Source organism: Prevotella jejuni (assembly GCF_900187995.1).
Classification (GTDB): Bacteria; Bacteroidota; Bacteroidia; order Bacteroidales; family Bacteroidaceae; genus Prevotella; species Prevotella jejuni.
In genome coordinates this window covers 96,976-112,740 of sequence record NZ_FZNZ01000010.1, presented here as the reverse complement: position 1 = coordinate 112,740, position 15,765 = coordinate 96,976, and the positions used below count along the sequence as shown (strand labels likewise).

Below are 15,765 nucleotides of genomic sequence, written 5' to 3'. Positions count from 1 at the left end.
CTAATGCCACTTTATGATAGAATTCTTTTAAGGAAAAGATCTGTAATAGAGACTATCAATGATGAGCTAAAGAATGTAGCTCAATTAGTGCATTCGAGGCATAGAAGCATATTAAATTTCGCAATGAATGTTCTCTCTGCTATTGCAGCTTACAGCTTCTTTGAGAAGAAGCCAGCAGTAAATATAGACTTTGCTATAGAGCAACATTCAGGGCAGCTTACATTATTCTAAAGTAATCTGTTTCATTATTATCTTTAGGTCCAATCAAAAGATTGAGCCTAAAGAGGCGTTGTACTAAACCAAACGGAAGAGTGGTATGATACTTAACCCGAGTTCAGGTTATTAGGCAGAGAGAGAGATTGATTACAAAATGTTAAAGCCATTATATTTTATGTCTCTCTGTTGTGTATCTGAAATTATCTTCCTACATTTACATCCTAAAGCAAAAAATAAACATCATTCATTTCTATCTAAGAGTAAAACAACTTTCCACCTACAAATTACAATATAAAAAGTAATGGTACACTATCAGATAAGTTAAGAATGAAACCAAAAGACTTACTTCAATGGATGGAGAGACAAGGATGCATAGATTTAAGAATGGGAAAGGGAGAGCAGACTGATTTCTCAAATCCACCATTCTAAGGTTGTCATGCAAAGTGGTATGTTTGCCGTGTGACAATTTATGGTCCAGAGGATTTTGTTATAGATGCAGAAACGAAAGAACTTATCAATCATGGAAAGACGTTAAATCTACAATAATGTTTTTATATATACAAGATAAATATTAAATAAGATACAGAATGAAACTATATACTTTGTGTTTATTGCTCTTAATAGCTTCACTGTCATGTGTTGCACAAAAGAACAAGAAAACAACAACAATGAAGACAACAGAAAGATTCGATGTACAATATTATAAAAGTATAATCAAAAAGAAAAACAGCTATGAAGGTGCTACATCTGCTCAATATGTAGAGCGGAATGGTACTGAGACCTATGTGTCATTTAACGATGATGGATTTGTCTTACAAGAAATCAAGCCATTTACTTATGAGATGATTGTTAAGAACTATTATAAGAATAGTATTATTAAATCCAAAGGGAAATTCCTTTGCCATTCAAGTGTCAAAATTGGCATTTGGCGCGAGTATGACAATCAGGGTAACCTTATAAAAGAAACCGATGAGGATAAGAAGTTTGAGAAGCTGCGCCTGAAACCTATAAACATCCTGCGCTGGCTCGAGAAGGAAGGGTATATAGACAGGAAAACAGGAAAGGGTCAGGAGAAGTTCGTAAAAGAGGGCGATGAGCCTAATATTGACATCTACTTTTGGCTGTCGACTCGTGCTGAAGGGTCAAAGACTATCCCTGTGGGGTGGTCTATCGATATTACAGAACACGGAATGTGCACTACCCATAGTTTCAATGCGGAAACGGGTGAATACTTAGGGAATACAACACAGGTCGTATATGAATAAGGCATAGCCTCCTTAACCTTAGAACTATAAATAGATAATGACAAGAATAAAAGTATGAAACATCTCATTCTAATATTACTAACTGCGTTGTACTGTACTTGCTGCAATGCGCAAAAAGACAAGGAGGCAACAACAATGAAGACAACAGAAAGATTCGATGTACAATATTATAAAAGCAAAATCAAGGAAGTAAATGGTAAAGATGGAGACGATAGCTTTGCCATTTATGTGGATAGAGATAGTACACAGGTTAAGGTGTATTTTGATAAGGATTATGATGCTTTGGTAACAATCCCTCCTTTTACTTACTACAAGGAGGTAAGAATATTCCATAAAAACGGAGTTCTCATGGAGTCGGGAAAACGCTTTTTCTGTTCATCTATAGATATTGGCATTTGGCGCGAGTATGACAATCAGGGGAACCTTATAAAAGAAACCGATGAGGACAAGAAGTTTGAGAAGCTACGCCTGAAACCTATAAACATCCTGCGCTGGCTCGAGAAGGAAGGGTATATAGACAGAAAAACTGGAAAGGGTCAGGAGAAGTTCGTAAAAGAGGGTGATGAGCCTAATATTGACATCTACTTTTGGCTGTCGACTCGTGCTGAAGGGTCAAAGACTATCCCTGCGGGGTGGTCTATCGATATTACAGAACACGGAATGTGCACTACCCATAGTTTCAATGCGGAAACGGGTGAATACTTGGGAAAGACAACACAGGTCTTATATGAATAAGGCATAGTCTCGTCAAACTTAGAACTATAAGTAGAAAAAGATAATGACAAGAATAAAAGTATGAAACATCTCATTCTAATATTACTAACTGCGTTGTACTGTACTTGCTGCAATGCGCAAAAAGACAAGGAGGCAACAACAATGAAGACAACTGAAAGATTCGATGTACAATATTATAAAAGCAAAATCAAGGAAGTAAATGGTAAAGATGGAGACAACAGCTTTGCCATTTATGTAGATAGAGATAGTACACAGGTTAAGGTGTATTTTGATAAGGATTATGATGCTTTGGTAACAATCCCTCCTTTTACTTACTACAAGGAGGTAAGAATATTTCATAAAAACGGAGTTCTCATGGAGTCGGGAAAACGCTTTTTCTGTTCATCTATTGATATTGGCATTTGGCGCGAGTATGACAAACAGGGTAAGCTTATAAAAGAAACCGATGAGGACAAGAAGTTTGAGAAGCTGCGCCTGAAACCGATAAACATCCTGCGCTGGCTCGAGAAGGAAGGGTATATAGACAGGAAAACTGGAAAGGGTCAGGAGAAGTTCGTGAAACAAGGGGATGAGCCAAGTATTCGCATAAGTTTTGGCAAGATAAGTGCGTCCAATGCTAAATTTGAAAAAGACTCTATTCTTTGGACAATTACCATAACCGATAAAGGCGGTGATATAACTTATACATGGAATGCCAAGAATGGAGAACTACTCAGAAAAGAGATGTTTCTGGCTATAGAATAGGAGGGCTGAATGAACTAAAAAGGAATTTATGTCTAAAATTATAACTCATGGAGCTACGATGTATTGTTCCCTTGGCACAGAGAAACCCAACCTAACTGTGACGAGTCAAACATTCCGTAGGATAGCTGATGCTCTTGTTGGTACAGAAGGGGATAATAAAGAAATGGTAAATATCCCAAGTTTTGGAGTTTGCAAATGTAGCTCCCCGAATCCTCCTTGTTTTCCCCACCCACAAGGTTGACAGCAAACAACACTGAAAGACAATATCAATGAACTGCTAATAAAATTATAAAAATGATAAGACAAATAATTATTTTACTTACATTACTCGTTGTAATAGGTAGTTGTAAGGCACAAGACAATAGTAGTAATAACATCAAAAAAAACAAGAATATGGAAAGGACAACTGAGAAATTTGATTCATGGAAATATTACACACATAGAGAAAATGACGACTATGAGTTTAAAAGTTATTTAAAAGGCAAGGTACGTCAGTTCGGAGGAGAGAATGGTTCTAATTATTTTGAATACGCCAAGAAAGATAAGGAGTTATTCGGTACATATAGAGAGTATTACAATAAAAGTAAGACCCTTAAGCTGATAGGGAAGTACTATTATAACGATTTTGAAAGTGGTATATGGAAAGAGTATGACGAGAATGGTTATTTAATAGCTGAATACGACCAAGATGCCCCTTATAAGAACTATCCATGGGAAAAGGTGGAGAAGTTTGTAAAGGAAGAGTTAAAGCTGGATTTATTCGATAAGAATGTTTCTATAAGGCGATATGTAAGTGATAAAACCAATATACCAGTATGGGTTATTCATTACAAGGTAGGACCAAATATAGTTTCTATTAAAATAAATGCCAATACAGGAGAAATCATAAAGAAAGGTACAAATCCTATAATAAAGTAGAATGGTAAAAATTGTAACTGATGGAGCTATTATGTGTTGCACTTTAGGAACTTGGCAAGCTAAGTTGACAGTTCTTAGTCAAAGTTTCCGAAGTATTTCGGGAGCATTGGTAGCGACTGAGGAAGATGAAATTGGTTTAATTAATATCCCAAGTTTTGGAGTTTGCAAATGTAGTTCTCCGAATCCTCCTTGTATTCCCCAGCCACAAGGCTGGCAGCAAACAACACAGAAAGACAGTATCAATGGAATGCTAATAAAATTATAAAAATGATAAGACAAATAATTACATTACTTACATTACTTGTGGTAATAAGTAGCTGTAAGGCACAAGTTAATAATATCAAACAGAACAAAACTTTGGAAAGGACAACCGAGAAATTTGATTCATGGACATATTATAGACAAAGACATGGAAGTGAGTATGTTTTTGAAGATTACTTACGAGGGAAAGTACGTCAGTTTGGGGGAGATAATGGCTCTGAGTTTGTTGAATATGCAAGGAAAGATAACGAATTATACGGTTCTTACAAAGAATTCTATAATAAAACTAAGACACTCAAAAAAATCGGACGATACTATTATAATAAATTTAGTATTGGTATTTGGAAGCTATACAATGAAGATGGCTATTTAATAGAAACGATAGACAAAGATATTCCTTATAAAAACTATCCATGGGAGAAAGTTGAAAGATTTATAACGGAAGAATTAAAGTTGAATTTGTTTGATAAAGATGTTGAAGTGAATCGTTATATTGATGAAGAAGTTAATCTTCCAATTTGGTATATTACATGGAGAACTGATAGTACAGAAGTATTTTCTATAAAAATAAATGCTCTTACTGGTAAAGTTATATCAAAGGAAATAAATGAGGTGAGAGAATAATAAATTCAAATAATGATAAAATTAATAGAAGATTAGAAGAAGGATACAAAACCTAAAATAAAGTAGAATGGTAAAAATTGTAACTGGTGGCGCTTCAATGTGTTGTACTTTAGGAACTGGGCAAGCTAAGTTGACAGTTCTTAGTCAAAGTTCCCGAAGTATTTTAGGAGCATTGGTAGCGACGGAGGAAGATGAAATTGGTTTAATTAATATCCCAAGTTTTGGAGTTTGCAAATGTAGTTCCCCCGAATCCTCCTTGCATTCCCCAGCCACAAGGCTGGCAGCAAATAACAAAGAAAGACAGTATCAATGGGATGAAAAAGCTGACGGAGCTGTCATTCTGTATGTGTGCTAAAGGAGGAAGAATATCATTCATTGATACAAGAAGTAATTTTTTATTGAAAGCGAATAACACGTTCACAATATATTAGGAACAAAGATGAAAAAACTAATATTTTTATTAATTGTTGTAATTGCATTAAGCAATTGCTCAGCTCAAACAACTAATAATAAGTTGAATATTAAAAAAAGAGAAAAGATTACGAATAATAGAAAATTTGATATTGAGGAATATCGAAAAGTAATAAAGAAGAATCCATTTGCAGATCGAATGCTTCGTACTGATAAAAATGGTATGGTAATAGAAATGAATACAGAATATGACAAAAGCGAAATAATAGGTTATCGCGAAGACTGCTCATATCATCATTCTCCATATACTTATAGCTATGAATATAACACTGAGGGTTATTTGATAAAATCATGGGCAACATTTTATGGTAATATGCGGGTTGGTAAAATGATAGAATACGATGCGAATGGATTTAAAATAAAGGAAACAGACTTTGATGCTCCTTACAAGTTTAGTGTTACCGACCTTGTAAACAAAATGCAAAAAGATTACCATATTGACTTGATGGATAAACAAAATGTCTTTAGTATAAATCGATTTGACCATAAGGATTTACGAACAGCTTACTATGAAGTAATAGTTTACGGCAACAGCTGTGCACAGAAGATCTTTTACTATTTGGATGGTACTACGGGTGAATTGCTGTTTAAAACAAGTCGTAACTTTGGAGATGAGGGTATGAAAGGACAGGAACTTCCTTTTGATGAATATCTCCGCAAAAAAGAGAGGAAATAAGTATGTACGGCTATAAAAATGAGCTTTCAAAATAACTATCTATGGCAAAATTGGTTGTGAATAATTCACAGATGCAATGTTCACAAGGGACAGATATATCAGCAATAAATATAAGTAGTCAGAATATTGTTGCTATAGCTGGAGAGTTTGTGGCTACAGAGAAAGACAAGATAAGCGTAGGTAATATCCCAAGTTTTGGAGTTTGCAAATGTAGTTCCACGAATCCTCCTTGTCTTCCCCTGCCACAAGCTTGGCAGCAAACAACAAAGAAAGACAGTATCAATGGGATGAAGAAGCTGACGGAGCAGTCATTCTGTATGTGTGCTAAAGGAGGAAGAATATCATTCGTTGATGCAGGAAGTAATACTTTTGTTGAAAGCGAATAACACGTTCACAATATATTATTTGTCTGTATGCTTGACTATAGTCACCATGTGGGTATAGAACGCAATAGTCTTTTTTATTTGCAGTGGATGTATATAAATCCTTATATTGTGTCAGGCAAACCAGAGTCAGACACAAAGAGTAGAGGTAAGGAAGAAGTATTAAAACATAAAAGTGCAGGTAAAAAAGAAGAATGATAATTGTTTTTAATCACAATCAAAGAAGATTGTAAAATATTATAGTCAGATGAGAAAGTATATCTTATTTTTTTTAGTATTAACAGCGATGCTTTCATGCGCCGCACAAAATCCAAATAACATGGGGCAAGTAGAGAAATTTAATTATGATTATTATAAAAGTAAACTTCACCCTAATACAACGTCGGTAGTTTACACGGAGAAAGACAAGACTGTTGTTAAAGTAGATTTTGACAAAAACTACTATTCTATAGTTCAAATAAAGAATAGAACTTTCTGTAAGGATGTGAAAATTTATCATAAAAATGGTATATTGTGGGAAGAAGGAAAGCGATTCTATTGTTCGAGCATAGAAATCGGCATGTGGCGAGAATATGATAAAGAAGGTAAATTAATAAAGGAAACGGATGAAGATAAGAAATTTGAGAGATTAAAGATAAAACCTAAAAATTTACTCCGTTGGATGGAAAGCCAAGGCTGGATAGACTTGTGGAGCGGCAAGGGGCAGCAAAGTAGTTTTTCTAATACTCCATTTCGTATCAATTTCTCTCCCCATGGCAAAGACCATGCTAAATGGTATGTCAGCCGTGTAACAATGTCAGGTACAGAGGAATTTGTCATAGATGCGGAAACAGGAAAGGTTATAAGTCATGAGAATGTCTTAAATATTGAATAGCAATGCCTAAGATTATAACACATGGCACAACTCTGCACTGTACTCTTGACGGTTGGGCACGAGGTCTATCATTGCTTTGGTTTAGCCCATACTTTTGATTTCAGAGATTCTAAACGTTGCGAAATTGGTTATAGATACACGAAAACAAACAATATGCTTGACTATAGTCACCATGTGGGTATAGAACGCAATAGTCTTTTTTATTTGCAGTGGATGTATATAAATCCTTATATTGTGTCAGGCAAACCAGAGTCAGACACAAAGAGTAGAGGTAAGGAAGAAGTATTAAAACATAAAAGTGCAGGTAAAAAAGAAGAATGATAATTGTTTTTTAATCACAATCAAAGAAGATTGTAAAATATTATAGTCAGATGAGAAAGTATATCTTATTTTTTTTAGTATTAACAGCGATGCTTTCATGTGCCGCACAAAATCCAAATAACATGGGGCAAGTAGAGAAATTTAATTATGATTATTACCATAATAAGTTAAAACTCAATCAACGTTTCAAAGAGTATAGTGAGGCGGATGGAACTTTTGTTAAAATTAGTGTCGAAGTAGATGGTTTTTTTGTAGAAAAGATTCCACCTCGTTCATTTACCCAAAATATAATAGTTTATTATAAGAATGGTATCTTAAAAGAAGAAGGTGAATTCTTTTTCTGTTCAGATGTAAAAATTGGGAAATGGCGTAAATATGATAAAGAAGGAAAACTTATAAGAGAAGAGAACGAGGATAAAAAATTTGAAGGGCTAAGGATAAAACCTAAGGATTTACTCCGTTGGATGGAAAGGCAAGGCTGGATAGACTTGTGGAGCGGCAAGGGGCAGCAAAGTAGTTCTTCTAATACTCCATTTCGTATCAATTTCTCTCCCCATGGAAAAGACCATGCTAAATGGTATGTCAGCCGTGTAACAATGTCAGGTACAGAGGAATTTGTTATAGATGCGGAAACAGGAAAGGTTATAAGTCATGAGAATGTCTTAAATGTTGAATAGCAATGCCTAAGATCATAACGCATGGTGCAACTCTGCACTGTACTCTTGGAGTAAAGGAATCCAACCTAATGGTGACAAGCCAAACATTTCGTCGGATAGCTAATACTCTTGTTGTTACAGAAGGTGATAATAAAGGGATAGTAAATATCCCAAGTTTTGGAGTTTGCAAATGTAATTCCCCCAAATCCTCCGTGTACTCCCCAGCCACGAGTCTGGCAGCAAACTACTCAGAAAGACAGTATCAATGGGATGAAAATGCTGACGGAGCAGTCATTCTGTATGTATGCTAAAGGAGGAAGAATATCATTCGTTGATACAGGAAGTAATTCTGGTTTTTAAACTTAACCATTGATGTCTGAACTTTAAATCTTAATGTTAGCTATCTTGAAATATAATTACAAAATAGATAAATAAAAGTCAGGTAAAGAGTCAGAAAACCTGTGATTTTTATACCTTCATAAGTTGTTTTATATCAGCGAATTACTGAATTGCTTTTCTAAAGGTGCTTAATTAGCCTTCAAAAGGGCGTTAGTAAGGGTCTTAAAGAGCACCTTTTGCAAGCCAATTAGGCGTCTTTTAGAAGCCAAAAGAGCATCAACGAATTTTCTTTACAGAACCTAAACACGAAACAAGAATGATACATAGAAACAATAGGGACTTATTACAGTTTTACGACTATTTTCGGGCTATATAAATAAAATTAATTATCTTTGCCTTAAAAGAAAATTCAGCTTTGATAAAAAAGAAAATTCAGTTTTGATAAATACGAAGGGAAGAATTTTTGCTTAATGGTAAATACATGGCTGCAGAATATAAAGAAGTCTTATGTAAAAGTTTTCCAGAAATAAAAGGTCAAAAAATGAAAGGATGTGGTTTACAATTTATAACTAATAGCCAAATAAAAGTTGACCGACAAATTAATTTGAAAACTGGGGAGATAATTCAATTTAGTCACAGATATTTATGAAAAAAAATAAAATAAAAAAGGAGTTTCTACACAAACTGGAGTTTTTCTATAGAAATTTGGGTAGCATTTGGTCTGTAGAAGACTTTACAAACAATAGAGATGTTCAGAGTCTCTTAAAAGATTATTTATTGGTTCTTGAAGAAAAGGGTATCGTAGAAATTATCGAAGGCAACAAGTTTAAAATAACGAATTTGCCATCGAGCATAATGTCTTGTCAGTCTAATAGCGGAACTAAAGAATGATAAACCCAAATGGTCATTAGACCACAATGTTTCAGAAATTCTTGTTTTTGTGTTGTTTCCTAACATCTTTTATGTTCTTGTTGGCATCTTGTCTGTCTTTGCAACTTGACGTAGCTCGCTACGTCTGCATTACAAAGGTTGGCAGCAAACTACTCAGAAAGACAGTATCAATGGGATGAAAAAACTGACGGAGCAGTCATTCTGTATGTGTGCTAAAGGAGGAAGAATATCATTCGTTGATACAGGAAGTAACTCTTTTGTTGAAAGCGAATAACACGTTCACAAGATATTGTTAGCCTATACGTAAACTCTTTCACTTTCCAAAAGTCCTTTTACTTGTCCAAAACAAAAAGCGAGGAGCCCAATAAGGTTCCTCGCTTTATATGAATAGGATATTGAATTATCCAAAGTTATCGTACATGATTGCATCCTGATCAACACCGATGCTGTCAAGATAGTCTGTAACAGTCTTGATGAGCATTGGAGGTCCACAGAGATAGTACTCACAGTCCTCAGGTGCTTCATGATTCTTAAGATACTCATCACGGATACAGTTAACCGCAAAGCCAGTGTAATACTTTACTCCTGCCTCATCAGCCTTAGGGTCTGGACGGTCGAGAGAGAGGTGGAAGTGGAAGTTAGGATACTCCTTCTCAAGGTCCCAGAAGTCCTCAAGGAAGAACGCCTCACTGAGTGATCGCGCACCATAGAAGAAGTGCATCTCACGGTCGCGAGTATGGAGTGTCTTCGTCATGTGCATAATCTGCGCACGCAAAGGCGCCATACCAGCACCACCACCAATCCATATCATCTCCTTACCAGAGGTGAAGTTAGGATGGAAATCACCGTAAGGACCACTCATCATTACCTTATCGCCCTCCTTGAGAGAGAAGATATAGGTAGAACCGATACCAGTCGGTACATTCTGGAAACCTACCTGTGGACGAGGCAAGAAAGGCGGTGTAGCAATACGCACAGTCAGTGTGATGATATCACCCTCAGCCGGATAGTTCGCCATAGAGTATGCACGAACAGTTGGCTCTGGGTTCTTTCCCTTCAAAGAAAGGAGATTAAACTGCTTCCAAGGACCGAGGTATTCCTCCCCGATATCGTTCTTATCGAAGTCCTTATCATAGTCGATACAGTCGTAGGCAGGGATAGAAATCTGTGCATAAGAGCCTGGGATGAAGTCCATGTGTTCGCCAGGAGGCAAGGCAACCTTGAACTCCTTGATAAAGCTTGACACATTCTTATTAGAGATAACAGTGCACTCCCACTCCTTAACGCCCATGACAGACTCAGGAACCTTGAGTGACATATCACCCTTCACCTTACACTGACAACCCAAGCGCCAGTGGTCTTTGATCTCTTTACGGCTGAAGTGAGGACGCTCAGAGTCGAGAATCTCACCGCCACCTTCTACTACCTGCAACTTACACTGCCCACAGCTACCCTTTCCACCACAGGCAGAAGGGAGGAAGACACCGTTCTCATTCAGCGTAGACAATACCGAGCTACCCTGATCGACGGTCATCTCCTTATCACCATTAATAGTTAATTTCACCTTTCCACTTGGGCTAAGATACTTCTTAGACACCAATAGGAGAATCACCAACACGAGGATGGTGATAAGGAATACCACAATACTTATTGTTATGAATTGTCCCATTGTTTACTTAAATTTTAAGTCCTGAGAAGCACATCATAGCCATTGCCATCAGTCCTACAGTAATAAATGTAATACCAAGACCCTGTAAAGGCTTTGGTACATCAGAATACTCCATCTTCTCACGAATAGCACCCATTGCCACGATGGCCAGTGTCCAGCCGAGGCCAGAACCAGTGCCATAGACAAGTGCATCCCATACAGTTCCGATATACTGGGTGCTTGCTGGGTCGAGTCCTATACGCTGTTGCATAAAGAGGGAAGCACCCATGATAGCACAGTTAACGGCTATCAACGGCAAGAAGATACCCAATGCGCCGTAAAGGGATGGTGAGAACTTCTCGACAGCCATCTCCACAATCTGCACGATACCTGCAATGACGGCAATAAAGAGGATAAAACTAAGATAAGTAAGGTCGACTCCCTCTGCAAGACAGTCTGGTCCAAGGACCTTAGTCAGCAAGAGATAGTTGAGAGGTGTGGTCACAAGCAAAACGAAAGTCACAGCAACACCAAGACCCAATGATGTCTTCACGCTCTTAGAAACGGCCAAGTAAGAACACATACCGAGGAAGAACGCAAATATCATGTTGTCCACAAAGATGGACCGGAAGAATAAACTAATAAGATGTTCCATAATTACTTCTTGTCTTCTTTATAGAAATAAGCACGATGAACCCAAATAACACAACCCAAGAGGATGAGTGCCATGGCAGGCATTGACATCATTCCGTTGTCCATATAACCTGCATCATAGAAGCTCTGTGGCAAAATCTTGAAGCCGAGCAATGAGCCACGACCGAAGAACTCACGGATAGCACCCACGATAACAAGTATCATAGCGTAACCTAAACCATTGCCGACGCCATCGAGGAAACTTGGCCATGGCTTATTGGTCATGGCAAACGCCTCAAGACGTCCCATAAGGATACAGTTGGTAATGATAAGTCCTACGTAGACAGAAAGCTCTACACTCACATCGTAAGCTACCGCCTTAAGAATCTGACTAACAATCGTTACCAACGCAGCCACAACCACTAACTGTACGATAATACGAATACGATTAGGGATGGTGTTGCGGATTAATGAAATAATAACATTTGAGAATGCCGTGATAATAGTAACGGCAAGTCCCATCACAATCGCCGGCTTCAGCTGTGAAGTAACGGCAAGGGCAGAACAGATACCGAGGACTTGGACCATGATAGGGTTGTCCAAATTCAAAGGGTTGCTGAACACCTCTCTATTTTGCTTTGAGAATAAATCCATATTCTTATGTTCTAAAGATTAGAATGTTATTTGCTGTTCAGGAATTTGACGTAAGGTTGAAGTCCACCCTTGTCTGCATGGAACATTTCTGTCACACCGTTACTGGTAAGCGTAGCGCCTGTCACGGCATCAACCTGTGTCGATGGGTCTTCAACCTTCTTCTCTACAGAAAGGGCAATCTTCTTTGTGTCGTTGCCAGAGAAGAGGTGCTTACCCTTGAACAAATCCTGCCATGCCTTGTTGTCCTTGATTTCGGCACCCAGACCAGCAGTCTCGCTCTCGTGATTGAAGTAGGCTCCAAAGACGGTTTTCTTATCTCCATTGATGGCGATAAAACCATTGATAGGACCCCAGAGGCCATTACCATAAACAGGGATAACATACTTATCTTCACCGTTTACCTTACAGCGGAACAAGGCAAGTTTGCCCTCCTTGGCATCCTTACTATTCAACTTAAAACCAGCATCAACGCCACCCTGCTTACCAGCCTTAACTACCTTACCATTAGCATCGATAATGTCATCGGCCACGATAATCTTCTTCCAGAGTTCAACAGCTTCTTCGTTGCTCATATTACGGTCCTGATTGAGCGCAAAGAGAATTTGCTTCTGCTGATCAAGCTGTACGTTAGCATCCTGCATAGGCTTCAATGCTTGGAACACAAAAGCAAGCAAAAAGGCTACAATCAGCACGAGGATGGCAGAATAGATAATTGTATAAGAATTACTATTAGTTTTCATTTTCATCGTCCTCCTTATTTATTTAGCACGCTTAGCGCGCTTGCTGATGTTTGACTGAACTACACAGTAGTCGATGAGTGGGGCAAACATATTACCAAAGAGGATGGCAAGCATCATACCCTCTGGGTAACCTGGGTTTAACACACGGATGATGATAGCCATCGCACCGATGAAGAAACCATATACCCACTTACCTGTCTCTGTACGGGCAGAGGTCACTGGGTCGGTTGCCATAAAGACTGCTCCGAAGCAGAAACCACCCAAGACAAGGTGCTCATACCAGTGGATTGGCGTTGCACCTGTTGACTGGAAGAGAAGTCCCATCACTGTTCCACCAAGGAAAACACTGAACATTGTCTTCCAACTGGCGATGTTCGTCCACAGAAGGATAACTGCTCCGATAGCGATAGCGATAACAGAGGTCTCACCAACAGAGCCTGGGATGAGTCCTACTACCATATCGCAGATAGGCGTGTTCACCGTTGTCCCTTGTGCAATCTCACCCAATGGGGTTGCCATAGTGAAGCCATCAGGCAAGGTGTAACCAAGTCCGAAGATAGCATCCTTTGCCACCCAGATACTGTCACCAGTCATCTTACTTGGATAAGAGAAGAAGAGGAAGGCACGTGCAGCTAATGCTACGTTAAAGATATTCATACCTGTTCCACCGAAGATCTCCTTTGTGAAGATAACAGCAAAGGCCACTGCAAGCACAAGAATCCAAAGAGGTGTGGTTACAGGGATAATCAATGGTATCAGAATACCTGATACAAGATAACCTTCCTGAATCTCCTCACCTTTCCATTGTGCCCAAGCAAACTCAATACCTAAGCCGACAATGTAAGATACAAGGATTTTTGGTAACAACGCAAGCATACCATAGAGGAACATTCCCCAGCAGGTAGCATCAGCCAACTTACCAGCTGCTAATGCGTTCTGATAGCCGATATTATACATACCGAAGAGCATAGCAGGTACCAACGAAAGTACTACTATACTCATTATTCGCTTCGAGTCAATAGCGTCATGGATAGAAGTTCCGCTCTTTGATGTCTCGTTAGGAACATAAAGGAACGTCTCGAAACCATCGAAGACACTCTTGAAAGCATGAAGCTTTCCGCCCTCCTCAAAGTTTGGGCGTATCTTATCGAGATAATTTCTTAAACTCATAATACTTTTATTATAGGGTTCTTAAAGTCCAAAGTTTCTGTCTCTAAAATTGTCACAAAGCCTTTGTAAAGTGCTCGTCAGACTCGGTTTACATCCTGTCACGTCCATAACTGCCGATTGACTGACCGTTGATAACATTCAAAGAAACGTTGTTTGAAACTATAGTTAAAGTTATTGTGGGCTCATGACCCCTATGCATTCTCTTTTCTAAGGATGTCCAAGCCTTCACGCACAATCTTCTGCAATGGCAGCTTGGAACTGTCTACGAACTCAGCGAGGGCGAAGTCCTCTGGGCTAACCTCATAGATACCCAACTGCTCTTGGCTGTCGATATTGCCTGAGAGAATAGACTTAATGAGGTATTCACCATAGATATCCATTGGTAGAACACTGTCGTACTCACCACTCATAATCATGTGACGCTCACCACCTTTGAGTCGTGCGTCGAGGTTATAAGCCTTCTTACCCTGCAACCAAGTGAAGTAACTGCGAGAAGCAGAGAAGTCTTTGAAACGAGGAAGCATCCAACCGAACATCTCATGTACGTCGTCACCCTCTGGGATTAACGTTACCTCGGATGTATGTGCCCCTATTACTGACTCGTCATTGGCAATGACACCAGTGAGAGGGTTACCATTGAGGATGCGAACATGACAGCCATCAGCAATGTTACCGTCCAAGATCAGACGCAAAGGAGTTCCTACGAGTACATCGACATAACCTGTCTGTTTTACCATACTACCTGCTATGGCAACACGGCGAGTGAGGTTTACTTTACCAGTATTGAACAATCGTCCGAAGAAGATAACAGCTGTTGGGTCAACGGTCCAAACCACTTCTCCCTTATTGACTGGGTCGATGTGATTTACTTGTACACCCACATTACCTGCTGGACAAGGTCCGTCGAAAACGGTTACTTGCACATCCTTTGCAGCGGTCAACGCCGTTGCAGCCTGCTTAGCACCAATCCCTAAATAAACCTTAGCAATCTTAGAGAGTGCAGTAAGCCCCGTCTGGAAATCCTTCTCCTGCCCATTTAACTCATACTCGAAATCACCCTGTAAAGGTTTATCACGAAGAGCAGACACAAAGATAGCCTTAGGAGCAGTGTCAGGACGTGTCGCAACAGCGTAGGGAAGTTGGTTGATATAACCGAACAATCCCGCTTGAAGCAAAGACTCCTTGACGTTGTCAGCAGTTAAGCCAGCAACATCTTTTACACCAAAGTCAGCATATTCTTGCTGCGCATCAGGAGCAATCTTCACACGTAACACTTTACGTCTTTCTCCGCGTTCAACGGCTGTTACCGTACCACTCACAGGAGAAGCAAAGCTAACCTCAGTGCACCCTTTGTCAACAAACAACGGGTCACCAGCTCGGACATGATCCCCTTCTCGAACCGTCACCTTCGGTGTTAGCCCTGGGAAATCATCAGGAACAACAGCGTATTCCGTTGGTGAAATCATAGGTAACATTTGTTCCTGAGCGCGTCCTGTAAGGTTAATGTCTAAGCCCTTTCGTAACTTAATTACATTTGCCATAACAA

21 protein-coding genes and 2 pseudogenes are annotated in these 15,765 nt (G+C 38.9%); 17 read left to right on the top strand and 6 right to left on the bottom strand.

Features of this window, described 5'->3' with window-relative positions:
- The 17 genes and pseudogenes from CHB62_RS05260 to CHB62_RS05180 form a co-directional block, all read left to right on the top strand.
- Positions 1 to 231 (top strand): transposase (locus tag CHB62_RS05260; protein WP_217899699.1); only part of this gene is annotated, 231 nt, incomplete at its 5' end.
- 572 nt (positions 232 to 803) lie between these two features.
- Entirely contained in the window at positions 804 to 1,481 is a 678-nt protein-coding gene (locus CHB62_RS05255; protein ID WP_089365974.1) for a hypothetical protein, read from the top strand.
- Positions 1,482 to 1,535: 54 nt separating this feature from the next.
- Positions 1,536 to 2,216: a hypothetical protein gene (locus tag CHB62_RS05250; protein WP_089365973.1), complete on the top strand. Its 681-nt coding sequence runs from the start codon at positions 1,536 to 1,538 to the stop codon at positions 2,214 to 2,216.
- Between the two features lie 60 nt (positions 2,217 to 2,276).
- Complete coding sequence (locus CHB62_RS05245; RefSeq protein WP_089365972.1) at positions 2,277 to 2,960, top strand: hypothetical protein; 684 nt, start codon at positions 2,277 to 2,279, stop codon at positions 2,958 to 2,960.
- A gap of 28 nt (positions 2,961 to 2,988) precedes the next feature.
- Positions 2,989 to 3,201, top strand: coding sequence for a PAAR-like protein (locus CHB62_RS05240; protein ID WP_368073607.1), 213 nt, complete (start codon positions 2,989 to 2,991; stop codon positions 3,199 to 3,201).
- 152 nt (positions 3,202 to 3,353) lie between these two features.
- Positions 3,354 to 3,878, top strand: a complete 525-nt coding sequence (locus CHB62_RS05235) for a hypothetical protein (protein WP_009013308.1) — start codon at positions 3,354 to 3,356, stop codon at positions 3,876 to 3,878.
- Between the two features lies 1 nt (position 3,879).
- Positions 3,880 to 4,143 (top strand): PAAR-like protein, encoded by a 264-nt coding sequence (locus CHB62_RS05230; protein ID WP_240616269.1) that lies wholly within the window; start codon positions 3,880 to 3,882, stop codon positions 4,141 to 4,143.
- Between the two features lie 2 nt (positions 4,144 to 4,145).
- Positions 4,146 to 4,763: a hypothetical protein gene (locus tag CHB62_RS05225; protein ID WP_089365971.1), complete on the top strand. Its 618-nt coding sequence runs from the start codon at positions 4,146 to 4,148 to the stop codon at positions 4,761 to 4,763.
- 67 nt (positions 4,764 to 4,830) lie between these two features.
- A pseudogene (locus CHB62_RS05220) lies at positions 4,831 to 5,194 on the top strand (DUF4280 domain-containing protein).
- An 8-nt stretch (positions 5,195 to 5,202) separates the two neighbouring features.
- Positions 5,203 to 5,910: a hypothetical protein gene (locus CHB62_RS05215; RefSeq protein ID WP_240616270.1), complete on the top strand. Its 708-nt coding sequence runs from the start codon at positions 5,203 to 5,205 to the stop codon at positions 5,908 to 5,910.
- 41 nt (positions 5,911 to 5,951) lie between these two features.
- Positions 5,952 to 6,296, top strand: a complete 345-nt coding sequence (locus CHB62_RS05210; protein WP_089365970.1) for a DUF4280 domain-containing protein — start codon at positions 5,952 to 5,954, stop codon at positions 6,294 to 6,296.
- Positions 6,297 to 6,540: 244 nt separating this feature from the next.
- Positions 6,541 to 7,167, top strand: coding sequence for a toxin-antitoxin system YwqK family antitoxin (locus CHB62_RS05205; RefSeq protein ID WP_240616271.1), 627 nt, complete (start codon positions 6,541 to 6,543; stop codon positions 7,165 to 7,167).
- 21 nt (positions 7,168 to 7,188) lie between these two features.
- Positions 7,189 to 7,488: a hypothetical protein gene (locus CHB62_RS05200; protein ID WP_089365969.1), complete on the top strand. Its 300-nt coding sequence runs from the start codon at positions 7,189 to 7,191 to the stop codon at positions 7,486 to 7,488.
- 50 nt (positions 7,489 to 7,538) lie between these two features.
- On the top strand, positions 7,539 to 8,165 hold the full coding sequence (locus CHB62_RS05195) for a toxin-antitoxin system YwqK family antitoxin (protein ID WP_240616272.1): 627 nt from the start codon (positions 7,539 to 7,541) through the stop codon (positions 8,163 to 8,165).
- A gap of 2 nt (positions 8,166 to 8,167) precedes the next feature.
- Positions 8,168 to 8,504 (top strand): annotated as a pseudogene (locus CHB62_RS15460) (DUF4280 domain-containing protein).
- Positions 8,505 to 9,128: 624 nt separating this feature from the next.
- On the top strand, positions 9,129 to 9,374 hold the full coding sequence (locus CHB62_RS05185) for a hypothetical protein (RefSeq protein ID WP_089365968.1): 246 nt from the start codon (positions 9,129 to 9,131) through the stop codon (positions 9,372 to 9,374).
- Between the two features lie 124 nt (positions 9,375 to 9,498).
- Positions 9,499 to 9,648, top strand: a complete 150-nt coding sequence (locus CHB62_RS05180; RefSeq protein ID WP_254919370.1) for a PAAR-like protein — start codon at positions 9,499 to 9,501, stop codon at positions 9,646 to 9,648.
- A gap of 126 nt (positions 9,649 to 9,774) precedes the next feature.
- On the opposite strand, the gene nqrF is transcribed toward CHB62_RS05180, so the two are convergent.
- The 6 genes from nqrF to CHB62_RS05150 form a co-directional block, all read right to left on the bottom strand.
- Positions 9,775 to 11,043, bottom strand: coding sequence for an NADH:ubiquinone reductase (Na(+)-transporting) subunit F (gene nqrF, locus CHB62_RS05175; RefSeq protein WP_089365967.1), 1,269 nt, complete (start codon positions 11,041 to 11,043; stop codon positions 9,775 to 9,777).
- Positions 11,044 to 11,050: 7 nt separating this feature from the next.
- On the bottom strand, positions 11,051 to 11,677 hold the full coding sequence (gene nqrE, locus CHB62_RS05170) for an NADH:ubiquinone reductase (Na(+)-transporting) subunit E (RefSeq protein ID WP_009010465.1): 627 nt from the start codon (positions 11,675 to 11,677) through the stop codon (positions 11,051 to 11,053).
- Between the two features lie 2 nt (positions 11,678 to 11,679).
- The gene (locus CHB62_RS05165) at positions 11,680 to 12,309 is read right to left on the bottom strand and encodes an NADH:ubiquinone reductase (Na(+)-transporting) subunit D (RefSeq protein ID WP_089365966.1); all 630 of its coding nucleotides are present in this window, start codon (positions 12,307 to 12,309) and stop codon (positions 11,680 to 11,682) included.
- Between the two features lie 26 nt (positions 12,310 to 12,335).
- Entirely contained in the window at positions 12,336 to 13,049 is a 714-nt protein-coding gene (nqrC, locus tag CHB62_RS05160) for an NADH:ubiquinone reductase (Na(+)-transporting) subunit C (protein ID WP_089365981.1), read from the bottom strand.
- Between the two features lie 18 nt (positions 13,050 to 13,067).
- A complete protein-coding gene (locus CHB62_RS05155) occupies positions 13,068 to 14,219 on the bottom strand; it encodes an NADH:ubiquinone reductase (Na(+)-transporting) subunit B (protein ID WP_009010462.1) in 1,152 nt (383 codons plus the stop codon).
- Positions 14,220 to 14,410: 191 nt separating this feature from the next.
- Complete coding sequence (locus tag CHB62_RS05150; protein ID WP_089365965.1) at positions 14,411 to 15,760, bottom strand: Na(+)-translocating NADH-quinone reductase subunit A; 1,350 nt, start codon at positions 15,758 to 15,760, stop codon at positions 14,411 to 14,413.
- Positions 15,761 to 15,765: the final 5 nt, after the last annotated feature.

Bases quoted from the DNA above. Each gene is read 5' to 3' on its own strand.
- CHB62_RS05200 (WP_089365969.1), top strand. From the start codon at position 7,189: ATGGCACAACTCTGCACTGTACTCTTGACGGTTGGGCACGAGGTCTAT.
- CHB62_RS05165 (WP_089365966.1), bottom strand. From the start codon at position 12,309: ATGGATTTATTCTCAAAGCAAAATAGAGAGGTGTTCAGCAACCCTTTG.
- CHB62_RS05230 (WP_240616269.1), top strand. From the start codon at position 3,880: ATGGTAAAAATTGTAACTGATGGAGCTATTATGTGTTGCACTTTAGGA.
- CHB62_RS05195 (WP_240616272.1), top strand. From the start codon at position 7,539: ATGAGAAAGTATATCTTATTTTTTTTAGTATTAACAGCGATGCTTTCA.
- nqrF (WP_089365967.1), bottom strand. From the start codon at position 11,043: ATGGGACAATTCATAACAATAAGTATTGTGGTATTCCTTATCACCATC.
- nqrE (WP_009010465.1), bottom strand. From the start codon at position 11,677: ATGGAACATCTTATTAGTTTATTCTTCCGGTCCATCTTTGTGGACAAC.
- nqrC (WP_089365981.1), bottom strand. From the start codon at position 13,049: ATGAAAACTAATAGTAATTCTTATACAATTATCTATTCTGCCATCCTC.
- CHB62_RS05210 (WP_089365970.1), top strand. From the start codon at position 5,952: ATGGCAAAATTGGTTGTGAATAATTCACAGATGCAATGTTCACAAGGG.
- CHB62_RS05150 (WP_089365965.1), bottom strand. From the start codon at position 15,760: ATGGCAAATGTAATTAAGTTACGAAAGGGCTTAGACATTAACCTTACA.
- CHB62_RS05240 (WP_368073607.1), top strand. From the start codon at position 2,989: ATGTCTAAAATTATAACTCATGGAGCTACGATGTATTGTTCCCTTGGC.
- CHB62_RS05235 (WP_009013308.1), top strand. From the start codon at position 3,354: ATGGAAAGGACAACTGAGAAATTTGATTCATGGAAATATTACACACAT.
- CHB62_RS05215 (WP_240616270.1), top strand. From the start codon at position 5,203: ATGAAAAAACTAATATTTTTATTAATTGTTGTAATTGCATTAAGCAAT.
- CHB62_RS05155 (WP_009010462.1), bottom strand. From the start codon at position 14,219: ATGAGTTTAAGAAATTATCTCGATAAGATACGCCCAAACTTTGAGGAG.
- CHB62_RS05185 (WP_089365968.1), top strand. From the start codon at position 9,129: ATGAAAAAAAATAAAATAAAAAAGGAGTTTCTACACAAACTGGAGTTT.
- CHB62_RS05245 (WP_089365972.1), top strand. From the start codon at position 2,277: ATGAAACATCTCATTCTAATATTACTAACTGCGTTGTACTGTACTTGC.
- CHB62_RS05225 (WP_089365971.1), top strand. From the start codon at position 4,146: ATGATAAGACAAATAATTACATTACTTACATTACTTGTGGTAATAAGT.
- CHB62_RS05250 (WP_089365973.1), top strand. From the start codon at position 1,536: ATGAAACATCTCATTCTAATATTACTAACTGCGTTGTACTGTACTTGC.
- CHB62_RS05255 (WP_089365974.1), top strand. From the start codon at position 804: ATGAAACTATATACTTTGTGTTTATTGCTCTTAATAGCTTCACTGTCA.
- CHB62_RS05205 (WP_240616271.1), top strand. From the start codon at position 6,541: ATGAGAAAGTATATCTTATTTTTTTTAGTATTAACAGCGATGCTTTCA.